This is a genomic window from Sphingopyxis terrae subsp. terrae NBRC 15098 (genome assembly GCF_001598815.1).
GTDB classification, from domain to species: domain Bacteria; phylum Pseudomonadota; class Alphaproteobacteria; order Sphingomonadales; family Sphingomonadaceae; genus Sphingopyxis; species Sphingopyxis terrae.
The window spans coordinates 282,813-299,446 of the sequence record NZ_BCZQ01000003.1; the positions used below are offsets into that span (position 1 = coordinate 282,813).

The 16,634-nt window shown below is 67.0% G+C and carries 16 protein-coding genes; 12 read left to right on the top strand and 4 right to left on the bottom strand.

Translation table 11 applies throughout. The features are described 5' to 3' along the window. Positions 1 to 48: 48 nt before the first annotated feature. Together parC and STE01S_RS01445 are read right to left on the bottom strand one after the other, a co-directional pair. On the bottom strand, positions 49 to 2,343 hold the full coding sequence (gene parC, locus STE01S_RS01440; protein WP_062764194.1) for a DNA topoisomerase IV subunit A: 2,295 nt from the start codon (positions 2,341 to 2,343) through the stop codon (positions 49 to 51). A gap of 71 nt (positions 2,344 to 2,414) precedes the next feature. Further along, positions 2,415 to 3,827, bottom strand: coding sequence for a M20/M25/M40 family metallo-hydrolase (locus STE01S_RS01445; protein WP_062764577.1), 1,413 nt, complete (start codon positions 3,825 to 3,827; stop codon positions 2,415 to 2,417). Positions 3,828 to 3,954: 127 nt separating this feature from the next. On the opposite strand from STE01S_RS01445, the gene STE01S_RS01450 reads away from it, so the two are divergent. The 5 genes from STE01S_RS01450 (at position 3,955) to STE01S_RS01470 (ending at position 7,842) form a co-directional block, all read left to right on the top strand. After that, complete coding sequence (locus tag STE01S_RS01450) at positions 3,955 to 4,614, top strand: lysophospholipid acyltransferase family protein (RefSeq protein WP_082813175.1); 660 nt, start codon at positions 3,955 to 3,957, stop codon at positions 4,612 to 4,614. Beyond that, entirely contained in the window at positions 4,611 to 5,429 is an 819-nt protein-coding gene (locus STE01S_RS01455; RefSeq protein ID WP_062764196.1) for a DUF1295 domain-containing protein, read from the top strand. The genes STE01S_RS01450 and STE01S_RS01455 overlap by 4 nt, the downstream gene beginning before the upstream one ends. After that, positions 5,405 to 5,809 carry a hypothetical protein gene (locus STE01S_RS01460; RefSeq protein ID WP_062764198.1) on the top strand — a complete coding sequence of 135 codons (405 nt, stop codon included), beginning with the start codon at positions 5,405 to 5,407 and terminating at the stop codon, positions 5,807 to 5,809. Before STE01S_RS01455 ends, STE01S_RS01460 begins: the two co-directional genes overlap by 25 nt. 96 nt (positions 5,810 to 5,905) lie before the next feature. Then, on the top strand, positions 5,906 to 6,955 hold the full coding sequence (obgE, locus tag STE01S_RS01465; RefSeq protein ID WP_003042868.1) for a GTPase ObgE: 1,050 nt from the start codon (positions 5,906 to 5,908) through the stop codon (positions 6,953 to 6,955). 71 nt (positions 6,956 to 7,026) lie between these two features. Beyond that, entirely contained in the window at positions 7,027 to 7,842 is an 816-nt protein-coding gene (locus STE01S_RS01470; RefSeq protein WP_062764200.1) for a MipA/OmpV family protein, read from the top strand. 279 nt (positions 7,843 to 8,121) lie between these two features. Here the strand turns inward: STE01S_RS01470 and STE01S_RS20220 are convergent, their stop codons facing one another. Beyond that, positions 8,122 to 8,571: a hypothetical protein gene (locus STE01S_RS20220; protein WP_162928175.1), complete on the bottom strand. Its 450-nt coding sequence runs from the start codon at positions 8,569 to 8,571 to the stop codon at positions 8,122 to 8,124. Positions 8,572 to 8,723: 152 nt separating this feature from the next. Here STE01S_RS20220 and proB point away from each other — a divergent pair, with 152 nt between their 5' ends. The 5 genes from proB to STE01S_RS01495 all read left to right on the top strand — a co-directional run bounded on the left by proB (position 8,724) and on the right by STE01S_RS01495 (position 14,790). Then, positions 8,724 to 9,827, top strand: coding sequence for a glutamate 5-kinase (gene proB / locus STE01S_RS01475; protein ID WP_062764202.1), 1,104 nt, complete (start codon positions 8,724 to 8,726; stop codon positions 9,825 to 9,827). A gap of 29 nt (positions 9,828 to 9,856) precedes the next feature. Continuing rightward, complete coding sequence (locus tag STE01S_RS01480; RefSeq protein ID WP_062764204.1) at positions 9,857 to 10,756, top strand: NAD-dependent epimerase/dehydratase family protein; 900 nt, start codon at positions 9,857 to 9,859, stop codon at positions 10,754 to 10,756. A 78-nt stretch (positions 10,757 to 10,834) separates the two neighbouring features. Further along, the gene (gene sppA, locus STE01S_RS01485) at positions 10,835 to 12,823 is read left to right on the top strand and encodes a signal peptide peptidase SppA (protein WP_003042878.1); all 1,989 of its coding nucleotides are present in this window, start codon (positions 10,835 to 10,837) and stop codon (positions 12,821 to 12,823) included. 188 nt (positions 12,824 to 13,011) lie between these two features. Then, entirely contained in the window at positions 13,012 to 13,644 is a 633-nt protein-coding gene (locus STE01S_RS01490; protein ID WP_062764582.1) for a DUF1013 domain-containing protein, read from the top strand. A gap of 3 nt (positions 13,645 to 13,647) precedes the next feature. After that, entirely contained in the window at positions 13,648 to 14,790 is a 1,143-nt protein-coding gene (locus STE01S_RS01495) for an MBL fold metallo-hydrolase (RefSeq protein ID WP_062764206.1), read from the top strand. A gap of 9 nt (positions 14,791 to 14,799) precedes the next feature. Here STE01S_RS01495 and STE01S_RS01500 read toward each other — a convergent pair whose 3' ends face one another. Continuing rightward, entirely contained in the window at positions 14,800 to 15,285 is a 486-nt protein-coding gene (locus STE01S_RS01500) for a GNAT family N-acetyltransferase (protein WP_082813176.1), read from the bottom strand. A gap of 108 nt (positions 15,286 to 15,393) precedes the next feature. Here STE01S_RS01500 and STE01S_RS01505 point away from each other — a divergent pair, with 108 nt between their 5' ends. Next, a complete protein-coding gene (locus STE01S_RS01505; RefSeq protein WP_003042886.1) occupies positions 15,394 to 15,765 on the top strand; it encodes a dihydroneopterin aldolase in 372 nt (123 codons plus the stop codon). After that, entirely contained in the window at positions 15,762 to 16,529 is a 768-nt protein-coding gene (locus STE01S_RS01510; RefSeq protein WP_062764210.1) for an SDR family oxidoreductase, read from the top strand. The genes STE01S_RS01505 and STE01S_RS01510 overlap by 4 nt, the downstream gene beginning before the upstream one ends. The last annotated feature ends 105 nt before the right edge of the window (positions 16,530 to 16,634 follow it).

Sequence of the window (16,634 nt, forward strand, 5' to 3'; positions counted from 1 at the left end):
CTAAGTGACCGGAGGTAAAGAAGCTATTTACGGCAACGTAAATTGCGATCAGTCGAAGCGATTGTTACGCGGGAAACCGGTTGGCGGCATCCGCCCCGACGCACTGCGCGCGACGCGCCACGGCCCGAGGTCGGTTTCGGTGCGCACGCGCCCTGTCTCGCCGCCCATCGTCCAGCTCAACCCTTCGGCAAAGACGAAGCTCGTCGCGTCGGACAGGCCGCCATCGCGATATTTCTGCAGCATCACGCCCTGACCGCGCGCCATCACCGGCACTTCGGCGATCGGGAAGACGACAAGTTTGCGGTTTTCGCCGATCACCGCGACGCTGTCATGGTTCGCCGCGATCGTGCGGACGACCGACAAGTGTGCCTTGGGCTTCAGATTGACGACATTGCGGCCCTTGCGCGTTTCGGCGATCACATCGGCCATCTGCGCGACGAAGCCGTGCCCGCTCGACGAAGCGAGCAGCAGCCGGCCGTCGGCGCTCGCCGGGATCAGCGCGACGATGCGCGCGTCGGGGTCGATGTCGACCATCAGGCGCAGCGGCTCGCCGAAGCCGCGGCCGCCGGGCAGCTTGTCGGCGCCCACGGTATAGAAGCGCCCGTCGCTCGCGGCGACGAGCAGCTTGTCGGTCGTCTGGGCATGCACCGCAAAGGCGAGCTCGTCGCCTTCCTTGAACTTGAACTCGGCCCATTGATCCGCCACGACATGGCCGCGCTGGGCGCGAATCCACCCGCGCTTCGACAGGATCACCGTCACCGGTTCCTTCTCGATCATCGCGTCGAGCGGAATGTCGCGCACCGGCGCGGCTTCGGCGATCGCGGTGCGCCGCGCGCCGAGCGGCGTGTCGAGGCCATAGACGGCCTTCAGCTTTTCCAGATCCTTGCGCAGCCGCGTCTTCTGGCGATCCTTGCTCGCGACGAGCTTCGCCAGCTCCTCGCGCTCGGCGATCAGGTCGGCCTGCTCGCGCTTCAGCTCCATTTCCTCGAGCTTGCGCAAGCTGCGCAGGCGCATGTTGAGGATCGCCTCGGCCTGGCGGTCGGTCAGCTCGAATTCGGCCATCATCACCGCCTTCGGCTCGTCCTCGGTGCGGATGATCTCGATCACCCGGTCGAGGTTCAGGAAGGCGATGAGATAGCCGCCGACCAGTTCCAGCCGATCGTCGATCTTGCCGATGCGATGCTCCGCGCGGCGAACAAGGACGATGATCTGATGCTGCAACCATTCGGTGAGCAATTGGTGCAGCCCCATCACCTTGGGCGTGCGCGTCGCATCGAGGACGTTGAGGTTGAGCGCGAAGCGGCTTTCGAGCTCGGTCAGCCGGTAGAGGCTTTCCTTCAGGATGTCGGGATCGACGTTGCGGCTCTTGGGCACCAGCACGATGCGGATATCCTCGGCGCTTTCGTCGCGGACATCCTCGAGGATCGGCAGCTTCTTGTCGGCGATAAGCTGCGCGATCGCTTCGATCAGCTTGCCCTTGGAAACGCCATAGGGAATCTCGCTGATGACGAGCTGCCACGTGCCGCCCGCCTGCTTCTCGATCCCCGTCTCCTCCCACGCACCGTCCTGCTTGCCGGTCGAAAAGCGCGCGCGGACGCGAAAACTGCCGCGTCCGGTTTCATAGGCGTGGGCAATCGTCTCCGCGCTGTCGACGATGACGCCGCCGGTCGGAAAATCGGGGCCGCGCACATGCGTCAGCAACTCGGCAAGCTCGGCCCTGGGATTGTCGAGCAGCACCAGCGCGGCGTCGATCACCTCGGCGGCGTTGTGCGGCGGGATGTTGGTCGCCATGCCCACCGCGATGCCGCTCGCGCCATTGGCAAGCAGGTTGGGGAACAGGCCGGGCATGATCTCCGGCTCTTCGTCTTCGCCGTTATAGGTCGGACGGAAATCGACCGTGCCTTCGTCGAGCCCCTGCATCAGGTCGATCGCGACGCGCGTCAGCCGCGCCTCGGTATAGCGATAGGCGGCGGCGTTATCGCCGTCGATGTTGCCGAAATTGCCCTGCCCGTCGACCAGCGGATAGCGCAGCGAGAAATCCTGCGCGAGGCGGACCATCGCATCATAGACCGCAGTGTCGCCGTGCGGGTGGAATTTACCGATGACGTCGCCGACGACGCGCGCCGACTTCTTGTAGCCCTGCGACGGGTCGAGCCGCATCGCGCGCATCGCCCACAAGAGGCGGCGATGCACGGGCTTCAGCCCATCGCGCAGGTCGGGCAGCGACCGCGCCGTGATCGTCGACAGCGCATACACCAGATAGCGCTCCGACAGCGCACTGCCGAAGGGGGTGTCGATATTGCCGGGTTCAGGAGGCGGAAGGTCGTCGGTGGTGCTGGCCATTGTCGCGGCGCGATAGCAATCCTAGCGCATCAACGCAAAGGGCTTGGGAGGATCGATCCTAGGGTCAGGACCTAAGGCTTGTCGGCATAGGCCTTGACCAGATCGTACATGAAGTCGCGGCCGACATAGACCGCCTTCACTTCGACCCGTTCGTTGAGGCCGTGGACGCCGTTGCCGTCGGGGTCGCCCCAGATGCCGGGAATGCCATAGGTCGGGATGCCCACTGCGCCGAGGAAGGTCGCATCGGTATAGCCGTTCGCCATCGACGGGATGACCTTCAGCCCCGGCCAATAGCGCGCGACGAGCCTTTCCATCGGGCCGATCACCTTGGGGTCGAGCGGCGGTGCCGGCGGCGCGGGGCGCTTTGGCGGGAGCTGCGTCACGGTGACGCCGGGGTCGCCGATCACCTTTTCCAGCTCGGCCTTGATCTCCTCGATCGGATGACCGGGGAAGATGCGGCAGTTGATATTGGCGCCCGCCCGCTGCGGCAGCGCATTGGGGGCGTGCCCGCCGTCGAGCAGGGTCGCGACACAGGTCGTGCGGATATTGCCGTGGAGGAACCGATCCTTGTTGACGATCGCCTCTGCTGCCTTGTCGGCGGGATCGGCGGCCAGCGCGGCCATCGCCTTGCCCATTTCGTCCCCGCGCGCGGCGCCCGCTTCGCTGAAGAAGCGCCGCGTCGTGTCGGTCATTTCGACCGGAAATTCATATTCGTCGATCCGCGTCAGCGCCCGCGCGAGCTGATAGATCGCATTGTCGCGCACCGGCACCGAGCTGTGGCCGCCCGCGTTTCGGGTTTCGAGGCGGAAATTGGCGAAGGTCTTTTCGCCGACCTGCACCGACTGGCCGATCACATGGCCCTTGCCGTCGCTGTCGCCGCCACCGCCTTCGTTAAGCGCGAATTCGGCGTCGATCAGGTCGCGCTTGTTCGCCGCCAGCCATTCGGCGCCGTTGAAGGCGCCGTTGGTTTCCTCGCCGCAGGTCAGCGCCAGCTTGACGGTGCGCTTGGGCTTGTACCCTTCCTTGCGGAAGCGGATCAGCGTGTCGGTCCAGATCGCCGCCTGCGCCTTGTCGTCGAGCGTTCCGCGGCCATAGAAATAGCCGTTTTCCTCGACCATCTTGAACGGGTCGCGTTCCCAGTCGGCACGTTTCGCCTCGACGACGTCGATGTGCGCGATGAGCAGGATCGGCTTGGCGGTCTTCGATGTGCCGGGATAGACGGCGACAAGGCCGCCCTCCTTCGGATGATCGGGGTCCGCGAACAGCGTCAGTTGATCGTCGCCGAAGCCCGCCGTCTTGAGGCGCGCCGCCATGCGTTCGGCGGCGAGCGTGCAGCTCCCCGCCGACAGCGTGGTGTCGGTTTCGACCAGTTCCTTGTAGAGATCGCGAAAGGCGAGTTGGTCCGCGCGCGGCGCCGTCTGCTGCGCGGTGGCGGGCGCGCCGACGAGCAGCGCCGACGACAGCAAGGCGGACATGATCTTCATTGGTTGGCCTCCCCTGAACAGGCCGCGAAAGGAGCAGAAAGCGCCGCGCGCCGCAAGCCGCTTGCGCGCGGCGCCGCTTTCGCGCAAGTCGCGCTAGGGTCAGGACCCTAAGGATGGGGAGAGAGACGTGACGCCGATCGAAGACGATCTGCCGGGGCCGGTCGCGCGCGCGGTGCGCCGCCTGCTGTTGCTGCTGTACCGGCTGCGCGGCTGGACCGCGGTGGGTGAGGTGCCCGAACCGCGCCGCTTCATCATCATCGCCGCGCCGCACACCAGCAATTGGGATTTCGTCAACTATCTCGGCCTGACCGCCGACCTAGGCGTGCGCGCCCATTTCATGGGCAAGCTGTCGCTGTTCAAATGGCCGCTCGGCGGCTTCATGCGGCAGATGGGCGGGATTGCCGTCGATCGCCGGAACAGCAGCAATGTCGTGCAGCAGATGGTGCAGGAATTTGCGCGGCGGCGCGAGTTCATGCTGACCGTCGCGCCCGAAGGGACGCGGGGCAAGGCCAAGAAATGGCGCACCGGCTTTTACCAGATTGCGCTCGCCGCGAAGGTGCCGATGGTCGTCGGCCTGATGGACTATGGCACCAAGACCGGCGGCCTGGGGCCGCTGATCTGGCCGACGGGGGATTTCCGCGCCGACATGATGAAGGTGTTCGACGTCTATAAAAGCTGTATTCCGAAAATACCCGAACGCGCCGTCCGGTCGATCGACGACATCGTCGGCCGCGACGAGGAGGTGCAGGGCGTGGAGGCACAGGGCGAGGAGGGACCGGGCCGATGACCGACATAGTGACGCTTCTGGCGATCAATTTCGCGGCACTGATCGCGGCGATCCTCATCCTCTGGGGTATCGCGGTGGCGATCCGCGACGTCTCGTTCATCGATGCCTTCTGGGCCTTCGGCATGGTGCTGCTGGCACTCGCAAGCGCGGCGCAGGTCGGAATCGAAGGCGTGCACGCGGCGGCGATCCTCGCGCTCACGACGCTGTGGGGGCTGCGCCTGTCGATCCATCTCTTCGTGCGCTGGCGCGCGCATGGCGAAGACCCACGCTACACACGGATCATGGCGCGGACGATGGAACGCCGCGGCTGGAGCTGGGCGCAGACGGCGCTCCTCACCGTCTTTCTGACGCAGGCGCCGCTCCTGTTCCTCACCTGCCTCCCTGCGCAGATCGGCATTTGGGCCAGCGTGGCCGGTCCGGTGCCGACGCTGGGCGTCATCGGCTGGGCGGGCGTTGCCGCGGCGCTCACCGGCATCGCGTTCGAAAGCATCGGCGACGCGCAGCTCGATGCCTTTCGCAAAAATCCGGCGAACAAGGGCAAGGTGCTCGACGCCGGCCTGTGGCGCTATACGCGGCACCCCAATTATTTCGGCGATGCGCTGACCTGGTGGGGTATCTGGCTGGTCGCCGCCGACATCGGGCTGTGGGCCGCCGTGGCGAGCGTCATCGGCCCCATTTTCCTGACCTTCACCCTGACGCGCTGGTCGGGCAAGGCGCTGCTGGAAAAGGGCCTGCACAAGACGCGTCCCGGCTATGCCGACTATGTCCAGCGCACCTCGGGCTTTTTCCCATGGCCGCCAAAGACCAGGGGCTAGGCGGCGAAGCGGCCGCCGCCGATGCCGGCGCGCTGGGCGATGCGCCGCGCATTCGCGCGATCCTGACCGCCGCGGCGCGCGACGGACGCAGCGTCAGCTATTCCGAAATACTCGGCGACCTGGGTTTCCGCTTCACGCGGCCCAAGATGCGCGCGCTGTGCAAGACGCTGGGCGAGGTCGACCGGCTGTGCGCACTCGATGGCGAACCCGATCTCGCCGTGCTTGTGGTGCGCGAGAGCGACCGGCTGCCCGGTCAGGGCTGGTGGGTCGGCGGCACTGCGCCATTGCTCGGCTACGACGGCCCGTGGGAAGGCGCCGCCGCGACGCGTTTCATCCGCGAACAGCAACAGATCGCGTTCGATTATTGGGCGTCGCGATAGGCGGGATAATATCGCGGCGCGCGGCAAAGGCAGCGGCATGTTGAGCGACGCCATCGCGACCTAGCCAAATGCGCCCCTTCGCCCTAAAGAGCGCCGATGCATTTCCTCGATCAGGCAAAGATTTTCGTGAAGTCCGGCGACGGCGGCCCCGGCGCCGTTTCGTTTCGCCGTGAGAAATATGTCGAATATGGCGGCCCCGACGGCGGCAACGGCGGCAAGGGCGGCGACATCGTGTTCGAGGCGGTGAGCGGACTCAACACGCTGATCGACTTTCGCTATACCCAGCACTTCAAGGCCCGCCGCGGCACCCCCGGGGCCGGCCGCGATCGCACCGGCGCGGGCGGCGACGATCTGGTCATCCAGGTGCCGATCGGCACGCAGATCCTGGCCGATGACGAAGATCGCAGCCTGCTCGCCGATCTGACCAAGGAGGGCGAGCGCATCGTCTTTCTGCGCGGCGGCGACGGCGGGCGCGGCAATGCGAGCTACAAAAGCTCGACCAATCGCGCGCCGCGTCAGCACGGCCCCGGCTGGCCGGGCGAGGAAATGTGGGTGTGGCTGCGCTTGAAGCTGCTCGCCGATGCGGGTCTGGTCGGGCTGCCCAATGCCGGCAAGTCAACCTTCATCAACGCCGTCTCCAACGCGCAGGCCAAGGTCGGCGCCTATGCCTTTACGACGACGCGGCCGCAACTCGGCGTCGTCAGCCACAAGGGGCGCGAATTCGTCATCGCCGATATTCCCGGCCTGATCGAAGGTGCGGCCGATGGCGCGGGGATCGGCGACCGCTTTCTGGGGCATATCGAACGCTGCCGCGTGCTGCTGCATCTGGTCGATGCCAATGATGCCGATGTCGCGACCAGCTATCACATCGTGCGCGACGAACTCGACGCCTATGGCGCGGGGTTGACCGACAAGCCGGTCGTCGTCGCGCTCAACAAGGTCGATACGCTCGACGAGGAATTGATCGCCGCGCTCAAGGCCGAGCTTGAAGAAGCAAGCGGCTATCCGGTCATGGCGCTGTCGGGCGCCAGCGGCGAAGGCGTGGGCGCGGTGCTCGACAAATTGCTCGAAGCCATCGGCCCGGTTGCGCCCGCGGCCGACCATCGCGACGACGCCGACGACGAAGGCGCTTGGTCGCCGCTTTGACGGCGCGGCGGCCGGCGCGGAACGAAACGCGCCCGCGGGGCATTTGATCGCGGAACAACAAGGAGTTCGTCATGCCTCCCCACGCGTCCCGCGCCCTGCGCGCGCCTCTCTCGCTCTGCCTGGCCGCGGCCACGGCGCTCACCGCCGTCCCGGCCGCCGCGCAGGACGAAGGCGAAACGACCGGCAAGCGCACCCGCGTCTTCGCCGGGCCGCAATTCTGGCCCGAAACCCCCGGATCCAAAAAGCTCGTCGTCGGCCCCTTCGTCGACCTCTCGCGCGCGAAGCCCGGCGAGGATTTCGCCTTCGAGGCCCCCGACCAGAGCTTTGGCTTCGACCTTGTCGACGACAAGAAATTCGACTTCGGCCCGACCGCCAGCATAATCCGCAAGCGCAAGCCCGAAGCGGTCGGCGGCAACCTGCCCAAGGTCGGACTGACGGTCGAAGCCGGCGCCTTCGCCCAAGCCTGGCTAACCCCGGCGCTGCGCGTGCGGGTCGAAGCACGCAAGGGCCTCGGCGGCCATGGCGGCTGGGTCGGCGATGTCGGCGCGGATTATGTCGCGCGCCAGGGCGACGACTGGCTGTTTTCGATCGGGCCGCGCATCTCGCTCGGCGACAGCAAATATAGCCGCGCCTATTTCGGCGTCGCTCCCGCCGATGTCGCCGCCTCGGGCCTGCCCGCCTATGATCCCAAGGGGGGCGTGCAATCGGTCGGTGTCACCGCGGGCTATATGCGCCAGTTGACGCGCAATTGGGGTGTCGCGGCCTTTGCCCGCTACGACCGCCTCGTCGGCGATGCCGCCGACTCACCCGTCACCCGCGCCTTCGGGTCGCGCAACCAGCCGGCCTTCGGGATCGCACTGAGCTACACCTTCGGCGGCAAGCGCTAGGCCGCGTGGACAAATTCCAACGCCGCAGGGACTGCAGCTAACCGCCATCTGGTTCCGAACGCTGCCTTTCCGGACACGACCGAAGCGCGACATTTGCAGCATCGTCATCCTGAACTTGTTTCAGGATCCATGGCGCGTCATTTCCTTATGCACTGCGCCGGACGAAAGCTCCGTCCATGGATGCTGAAACAAGTTCAGCATGACGAGAATGGAAAGGGTGGAATCCACCCCAAGGTCGCCGTTCGCCGCCGATTTGGATTGATTCACCGGAATCGACCGCTAGCGGACCTGCACGCTGGCCGGGAAATCTCTGATCTCCAGTAACAGGGCTCCGAAAGAAGCGCGTCGGGGGTCGAGATATTCCATGGATAGGCGGCCGGTATTTTCGTCGATCCAAACAATACGGCAGCGCCACCCAGAAAACCATGTGGCCACGCTGCCTTCTTGATCGGGTAGCACGCAAATCCGTTCGCCATCGATTTTCCACCGTCCGGAAAATGGCACCGGGCCTCGCCCCAGAAGGGTTCCGGTCCAAGTGCCATTTGCTTCAAACCCTTCCCATATGTCCGTGTCGGCCCATCCTGGCAGCGAGTAGCCGACATATTTTCCCGATAGCAAAGCACGTATCGCGGCAGCTTCTTTCAATTGTCGTGAAGCAGATGGTTGCGCCGATGCTGGGAAGGCGGCCGCAGCCAAAAGTAGCGACGTCAACAGCACGTGCAGTTTCATATGTTCTCCAAATCGCCGAGTTCGGCATCATAGAGCCTGGAGGTTAATGTCCGCTCTCCACCCCAAAGTCGCCGTTCGATCAGTTCGACCTTGTCCATGCGCCTTAGTCTAATTTCATTGGCGCGCAGGCATCTGCGCGCTATCGGGCGCGCATGTTGTTCGCGCCTGCCTCCTGCCCGCGGCTGATCGTCAAGATCGGATCGGCGCTGCTCGTCGACGAAGGCGGCGCGGTGCGGCGCGACTGGCTGGCCGGGATCGCCGCCGACATCGCGGCACGTTGCCGCGCCGGGCAGCAGGTTGCCGTGGTGTCGTCGGGAGCGATTGCGCTCGGCGCTCGCCGGCTCGGCCTTGCCAAGGGCGGCCGCGCCAGCCTTGAGGATGCGCAGGCGGCGGCAGCGACCGGACAGATTGCGCTGTCGCAGGTCTGGGCCGAGGTTTTGGGCGCCGAAGGGCTGACCGCAGCGCAAATCCTCGTCACGCTCGACGATCTCGAACATCGCCGCCGTTACCTCAACGCCGCCGCGACGCTCGACCGGCTGCTCACCCTGGGCGTGGTTCCGATCATCAACGAGAATGACAGCGTCGCGACCGAGGAAATCCGCTTCGGCGACAACGACCGGCTCGCGGCGCGCGTTGCGCAGGCGGCGGGCGCGGCCGGCGTCGTCCTGCTCTCCGACATCGACGGCCTTTATGATCGTAACCCGGCGCAGTCCGGCGCCACGCACATCGCGCGCGTCGACCGCATCGACGCCGCGATCGAGGCGATGGCCGACACCGGATCGGCATCGGGCATGGGGTCGGGCGGCATGGTGTCGAAGATCGCGGCGGCGCGGATCGCCAATTCGGCGGGCGCGAGCCTCGCCATCGCGTCGGGACGGATCGAACGCCCCTTGTCCGCCGACGCACGCCACACGCTCTTCACGGCCGAACGCGGCGCAAGCGCGCGCAAGGCATGGCTCGCGGGCGGGCTCACCGCCAAGGGACGACTGACGATCGACGCCGGGGCGGTGCGCGCGCTTGCCGGCGGCGCCAGCCTGCTCGCCGCCGGCGTCACCGGCGCCTCGGGTGACTTTGCACGCGGCGATATCCTCGACATCGCCGGTCCCGACGGGCGCACGATCGCGCGCGGATTGTCGGAATATACCGCCGCCGATGCGCAGGCGATCCTCGGCCTCGGCCGCGATGCCCAGGAGGCCGCACTCGGCTATGCGCCGCGCGCCGCAATCGTCCACCGCGACCATCTGGTCCTGTTGTGACGGCGCCGGACCAACCGCCCATTCTGGCCATGACCGGTGCGACCGGCTTCGTTGGCGGCGCGACATTGCGGCGGGCGGTCGCCGCCGGCTGGGAGGTGCGCGCGCTGACGCGGCGGCCGCAAGAGCCGCGCGATGGCGTGACCTGGATCGACGGCGCGCTCGACCGGCCCGACAGCCTTGCTGCGATGATCGCAGGCGCCGATGCGGTGTTGCACATCGCCGGCGTCGTCAACGTACCGACGCGCGCCGCGTTCGAGGCGGGCAATGCCATCGCGACCGCCAATATGGTTGCGGCCGCCCGCGATGCGGGGGTGGCGCGCTTCGTCCATGTCTCGTCGCTCGCCGCGCGCGAGCCGGCGCTGTCGAACTATGGCTGGTCGAAGGAACGCGCCGAAGCCGTGGTGATGGAAAGCGCGCTCGACTGGACCATCATTCGCCCGCCCGCCGTCTTCGGCCCCGGCGACACGGACATGCTCGACCTGTTCCGCATGGTGAGCCGCGGCATCGCGCTGCTCCCCCCGCCAGGGCGGATGTCGGCCATCTATGTCGACGAACTTGCGCGCCTGCTGCTGGTGGTAACGGCCGATAATGACGAGACCCTCGGCCGCATCTACGAACCCGACGACGGTCAGGACGGGGGCTGGACGCACCGCGAATTCGCCCGGGCGATCGGCCGCGCTGTCGGGCGGCCGCGCGTTCCGGCGTTGTCGGTGCCGGCGGCGGTGCTCAAGGCCGGCGGGCATCTCGACCGCCTCGTCCGCCGCGACCGCGCCAAGCTGACGCCCGACCGTGCCGCCTATATTGCGCATCCCGACTGGGTTGCGACCGCCGGGACACAGCCGCCAGCAGCGCTGTGGCAGCCCGCGCTCGCCACCGATGAGGCGCTCGCCGAAACGGTGCGCTGGTACCGCGAACAGGGCTGGCTCTGACGTCGCCCGTGGGGCTTCGTCGGACGCCCGTCGAAGCGTGGATTGCCAAGGCCGAGCGGGCGGATTAGGCACGGGGGCATGACCGACACCAGCGCCACGCCGCCCCAGACCCCCGATTCCGCCGGCCCCTGGGCCATTCCGGTGCGCCGCCCGCTGCCGGGCGACGACCGGCCGCGCGGCGGCACCAGCTTTCCGCGCAAGGTTTGGAACCTGCTCGTCGCGATCAAGGACGGGCTCGCGCTCCTGTTCCTCCTGCTCTTTTTCGTCGGGCTGTTCGCGCTGCTCTCCGGCCGTCCCAATGCGTCGCTGCCGGTCAGCAAAGGCGCGCTCGTTGTCGAACTCGACGGCGTGCTGAGCGAACAACCGGCCGAGGTCGATCCCTTTGCCGCCGTGTCGGGCGGCGATCGGATGAAGGAATATCGCACCCGCGACGTCGTCCGCGCTATCGAAACCGCGGCGAAGGACGACCGCGTCAGCGCCGTCGTTCTCGACCTCGACCGCTTCGTCGGCGGCGGACAGGTGTCGCTTGCCGAAGTCGGCGCCGCGGTCGACAAGGTGCGGGCGGCCAAGAAGCCCGTGCTCGCCTTCGCCACCGCCTACACGACCGACAGCTATCAGCTCGCCGCGCATGCGAGCGAAATATGGACCGACAGCATCGGCGGCGTCGCCGTCGCCGGTCCCGGCGGATCGCGCCTCTATTACAAGGGGCTGATGGACCGGCTCGGCATCACCGCGAACATCTATCGCGTCGGCACTTTCAAGAGCGCGGTCGAACCCTATCTGCGCAGCGACCAGTCGCCCGAGGCGAAGGAGGCCAATCTGGCCTATGCCTCGGTGCTGTGGGACACCTGGCTCGCCGAAGTGAAGAAGGCGCGGCCGCAGGCAAAGCTCGACGCGGTGCTGGCCACTCCGGCCGCGGTGGTGAAGGCCGCAAACAATGACCTCAGCAAGGCGTCGCTCGACGCCGGACTGGTCGACAAGATCGGCGGCCGACTCGCTTTCGGCGAGCGCGTCGCCGAAATCGCCGGCGCGCCCGACGACAGCCAGCCTTGGGCCTATAATGCGATCCCGCTCAAAAACTGGGTCGCCGCCAACCCGCCCGAAGCCAAGGGAGCCGCGATCGCGGTCGTTCCGGTCGTGGGCACCATCGTCGACGGCAAGGCGCGCCCCGGCAGCGCCGGCGGCGATACGATCGCCGAACATATCCTCGACGCCGCATCGGACGACGGCGTCAAGGCGATCGTGCTGCGCGTCGATTCGCCCGGCGGATCGGTGCTGGCGTCCGAACAGATCCGCCAGGCGCTGCTTGTCGCCAAGGCGAAAAAGCTGCCGATCGTCGTCTCGATGGCGAATGTTGCGGCCTCGGGCGGCTATTGGGTCTCGACCCCCGCCGACCGCATCTTTGCCGAGCCCGAGACAATCACCGGCTCGATCGGCGTCTTCGGCATCCTGCCGAGTTTCGACAAGACACTCGCCAAGATCGGCGTCACCACCGACGGCATCCGCACCACCCCGCTGTCGGGTCAGCCCGACATCCTCGGCGGCGTCAACGAAGAGTTCAACCAGCTCGCGCAGGCGGGGGTCGAGGACGTCTATGCCCGCTTCACCGGCCTCGTCGCCAAGAGCCGCAAACAGCCCATCGAAAAGATCGAGGCGATCGCCGAGGGCCGCGTCTGGGCCGGCGGCACCGCGCGTCAGATCGGGCTGGTCGACCAGTTCGGCGGGCTGCCCGACGCCCTCGCGGCCGCGGCGAAGCTTGCCAAGGTCGATGGCGCCTTCCACGCCCAATATTTCGAGGAAGAGCCGAGCGAATGGTCGAAGATGCTCGCCGCCTGGACCGGCGCCGAGCAGGATGAAACCGCACTCGCGCCGCGCGGCTGGTTCGGCATCGCGGCAATGAACCGCACCCTCGCCGAGCGCCGGCTGGTGCAGGATATGCAGATGCTGACGAGCAGCGGATCGGTGCAGGCCGCCTGTCTCGACTGCCGTGCTTATCTGCCGCCCGTACCGGCCGGCTCGGCAGAGGCGAAAGGCCTGATCGGGATGCTGGCGTTCCTTTTGAAATAGCTGAAGGGGCACATCGCCGGGCGGCTTGAAACAATATTGCCGCAAACGCCGCCGAATCGCCGGGGCTTGCCGCCATCGGCAAAGGCGTATAAAGCCGCGGCCAATGTCCGGCCGCCCCGCGAGGGGCGGCCCTTATTATTTCCGCTTTTGGAGAAGCAGTCATGGCCAATGCCGATGCCACCCCGCTGATGCCGCATGCGACCGCCGCCTGGCTGGTCGACAACACCGGCCTGACCTTTGCCCAGATCGCCGATTATTGCGGCATCCATATCCTGGAAGTGCAGGCGATCGCCGACGAGACCGCGGCGACCAAATATACCGGCCGCGATCCGGTTCGCGCCCACGAACTGTCGATGGAAGAGATTGAAAAGGGCCAGAACGACCCGAAGTACAAGCTCAAGATGACGAAGCAGGCGCAGGACACGATCCGCCGCACCCGCGGCCCGCGCTACACGCCGGTCAGCAAGCGTCAGGACAAGCCCGACGGCATCGCCTGGATCCTGAAGAACCATCCCGAAGTGTCGGACGGCGCGATCGGCAAGCTGATCGGCACGACGCGCAACACCATCGGCGCGATCCGCGATCGCAGCCACTGGAACAGCGCGAACATCGTACCCAAGGATCCGGTGACGCTCGGCCTCTGCTCGCAGCGCGAACTCGACGCGATCGTCGCGAAGGCCGCGAAAAAGGCGGGGATCAAGGCCCCCGAAGACAGCCGCTTCGAAGGCGACCGCGAGGCGCTGCTCGAGGAACTGCGCGCCGAGCGCAGCGCCGCCGCCGAAGCGCGCGCGGCAGAGGATCATTCGGACGACGAAGCCTGACGCATGGCGGTCGGCGGCGACGAAGATGATATTCCGGCGGCCAGCGGCTCGCCGGACGCGTCGCTGACCCAGGACGACAGCTTTACCGCGACGAGCCACGCCGGATTGACCTATCCCTGGGGCGACGCCGCACCGGGGACCGGCGAAACGATCCGCATCGCCGACGGCATCAGCTGGGCGCGCATCCCGATGCCGGGTTCGCTCGGCCACATCAACAGCTGGCTGCTCGACGACGCTGCCCCCGACGGCTCCGACGGGGTGGCGGTGGTCGATACGGGCATTTGCCTGACCATCTGCTCGGACGCCTGGAAAGCGCTCTATGCCGGGCCGCTCGCAGACACGCGCATCACGCGCGTTTTCGGCACGCATCTGCACCCCGATCATATCGGCCTTGCCGGCTGGATCGCGAAGAAACAGCAGGTGAAGCTGTGGATGACGCGCGGCGAAATGCTCACCGCGCGCGCCATCGTCGCCGATTCGTCCGACGTCGCACCCGACGAGGTGCTGGCCCAGTCGCGCGCCGCGGGATGGGACGACGAGGCGATCGAGCGCCAGCGCGCGGGCGGCTGGAACATGTTTCAGCGCATGATCTTCGCGCTGCCGCGCAGCTATGTCCGCATCGCCGACGGCGACCGGATCGATTTCGGTAAACACATGTGGCGCGTCGTCACCGGGTCAGGCCACAGCCCCGAACATGCGTGCCTGTGGAACGAGCGCGAAGGCGTGCTGGTCTCGGGCGATCAGGTACTGCCGCGGATCAGCTCGAACGTGTCGGTCAACATCACCGAACCCGATGCCGATCCGCTGGGCGAATGGCTCGCCTCGATCGACAAGCTGCTCGCGACCGTTCCCGCCGACGTCGTGACCTGTCCCGCGCATGGCGAGCCCTTTCGCGGGCTGCACGTCCGCCTGATGGCGCTCCGCGACGAACACCGCATGCGGCTCTACAAGGTTGCCGAAGCGGTCGCCGAAACCCCGATGCGCGCGGTCGACACCTTCCCGCTGCTGTTCAACCGCCCGATCGGCGCCCACAACCAGAATCTGGCGACCGGCGAAGCGCTGGCGCATCTCAAGCGGCTCGAGGTCGAAGGCCGCGTGCGCAAGGAGGATCGCGGCGGCGTGTGGTGGTATCACGGGGTCGCCTGAAGCGATCCTTCAGCGCGGGCCGATCAAACCCGCAGCGACGGGCAAAACGTGACCGTTGACGGCGAGCGCGAGCAGGCGGTGCTTTTCATAGGGGCCGGGCAAGTCCCACGCCCCCGTCGCGTCCGCGGTGAAGCCGAAGAAGCGGCCATAATATTCGGGATCGCCGATCATCATCAGCGCACCGTCGGCCATCGTCCGCGCCGATTCGAGCATGCGGTCCATCAGCGCGCGGCCGTGCCCGCCGCGCTGAACATCGGGGCGCACCGCGACCGGGCCGACCATCACCAGCGGCATCGCCGCTCCCTGCGCATCGCGATGCGCGACCGGCCAGCACTGGATCGTGCCGACCAGCGCGCCATCCTCGACGGCGGCGAAGCTGAGGCAGGGGACCGCATCCATGCCCTCGCGGATGCGATAGGCGGTTCGTCCAAAGCGGTCCGATCCGAAAGCGGCGTCGAGGAGCGCCTCGACTGCCTGCGGTTCGATTTCGGACAATGGAAGTAACTCGACCAACGCGCACCCTTTCGCTAATGCGGCGGCGCTTTAGGGTCGCCGACCGGCAATGGAAAGCCGAATGTCGCGCCCGTACGACAGGAATTTCTTGTGACCGACACATTGTGGCTGGAAGTGGACGGGCTGACCGTCGATGTGCTGACCGGCATTTATTCCGAAGAAACCCACCTGCCGCAGCCGCTGCGCATTTCGGTGCGTGCGCGCTTGGTGATGGCCGATCATTATGACCCGGCAACCCCGCTCAGCGCCTCCAAAAACTATATGAACCTGAAATTCGCGGCGACCGAGGGACTGCCCAAGGACGTGCATTTCGTGCTGATCGAAAGCGTCGCCGACCATATCATCGACACGCTGTTCCTGCAGGACGACAAGGTCGAAGAGGTCGAGGTGAAGATCGTCAAGCTCGCGATCGCCGAGGATGGCGAAGAGATCGGCATCACGATGCGCCGGGCGCGCAAATGACGGCGGCGCCGATCGCACTCGTCACCGGTGGTCTGCACCGGATCGGCGCGGCGATCGCGGCGCGGCTCGCGCACGAGGGCTATGCGCTCGCAATCCACAAGCGCAGCCCCGGCGCGGCCGATGCCGTGCTGGAGGACGCGCTGGCCGACACGGGCGCCGAATGTCACCGCTTCGCCGCCGACCTCTCCGATCCGGCCGCCGTCGATGCGCTGGTGCCGGCGGTGATCGCAAGGTTCGGCCGTGCGCCAGTCCTGCTCGTCAACAACGCCTCGCTGTTTCCCGAGGGCGAATGGGACACGCTGACCGGCGCCGCGCTGGCCGAAACGATGCAGATCAATCATCACGCGCCGGTGATGCTCGCGCGCGCCCTGGTCGCCGCGAATGAAGGCGGCCGGCGCCCCGCGATCGTCAACATCCTGGACCAGCGCATCGCCAACCCGGTGCCCGACCAGCTTGCCTACAGCCTGTCGAAGCAGGCGCTGTGGCAGGCGACGGCGACGCTGGCGGTGGCCTTCGGCGCGCGCGCGCGCGTCAACGCCGTGGCGCCGGGGCTTACCCTCCCCACCGACGATTACAGTGCGGGACAGATGACGCGGCTCGCGGCACGCATGCCGCTCGGCGCGCTGCCGACCCCGGACGATATTGCCGACGCGGTCGCCTGGCTCGCCCGCGCCGAGGCGGTGACGGGGCAGACGATCTTCGTCGACGGCGGCGCGCATCTGGCGCCGCTCGGCCGCGATTTCGTGACGCTGGAGCGCGATTGACGACCCGCTTGTCCCCGCGAAAGCGGGGACCCAAAGCCAGATCAGGCGAGCTTCGCTTTAGGACGCTCTGGGCTCCCGCCTGTGCGGGAGCACACGCAAAGCAGC

Excerpts from the sequence above, each read along its gene's own strand:
- STE01S_RS20220 (WP_162928175.1), bottom strand. The coding sequence starts at position 8,571 with ATGAAACTGCACGTGCTGTTGACGTCGCTACTTTTGGCTGCGGCCGCC.
- STE01S_RS01470 (WP_062764200.1), top strand. The coding sequence starts at position 7,027 with ATGCCTCCCCACGCGTCCCGCGCCCTGCGCGCGCCTCTCTCGCTCTGC.
- STE01S_RS01510 (WP_062764210.1), top strand. The coding sequence starts at position 15,762 with ATGACGGCGGCGCCGATCGCACTCGTCACCGGTGGTCTGCACCGGATC.
- proB (WP_062764202.1), top strand. The coding sequence starts at position 8,724 with ATGTTGTTCGCGCCTGCCTCCTGCCCGCGGCTGATCGTCAAGATCGGA.
- STE01S_RS01480 (WP_062764204.1), top strand. The coding sequence starts at position 9,857 with ATGACCGGTGCGACCGGCTTCGTTGGCGGCGCGACATTGCGGCGGGCG.
- STE01S_RS01445 (WP_062764577.1), bottom strand. The coding sequence starts at position 3,827 with ATGAAGATCATGTCCGCCTTGCTGTCGTCGGCGCTGCTCGTCGGCGCG.
- parC (WP_062764194.1), bottom strand. The coding sequence starts at position 2,343 with ATGGCCAGCACCACCGACGACCTTCCGCCTCCTGAACCCGGCAATATC.
- STE01S_RS01455 (WP_062764196.1), top strand. The coding sequence starts at position 4,611 with ATGACCGACATAGTGACGCTTCTGGCGATCAATTTCGCGGCACTGATC.
- STE01S_RS01460 (WP_062764198.1), top strand. The coding sequence starts at position 5,405 with ATGGCCGCCAAAGACCAGGGGCTAGGCGGCGAAGCGGCCGCCGCCGAT.
- STE01S_RS01490 (WP_062764582.1), top strand. The coding sequence starts at position 13,012 with ATGCCGCATGCGACCGCCGCCTGGCTGGTCGACAACACCGGCCTGACC.
- STE01S_RS01495 (WP_062764206.1), top strand. The coding sequence starts at position 13,648 with ATGGCGGTCGGCGGCGACGAAGATGATATTCCGGCGGCCAGCGGCTCG.
- obgE (WP_003042868.1), top strand. The coding sequence starts at position 5,906 with ATGCATTTCCTCGATCAGGCAAAGATTTTCGTGAAGTCCGGCGACGGC.
- sppA (WP_003042878.1), top strand. The coding sequence starts at position 10,835 with ATGACCGACACCAGCGCCACGCCGCCCCAGACCCCCGATTCCGCCGGC.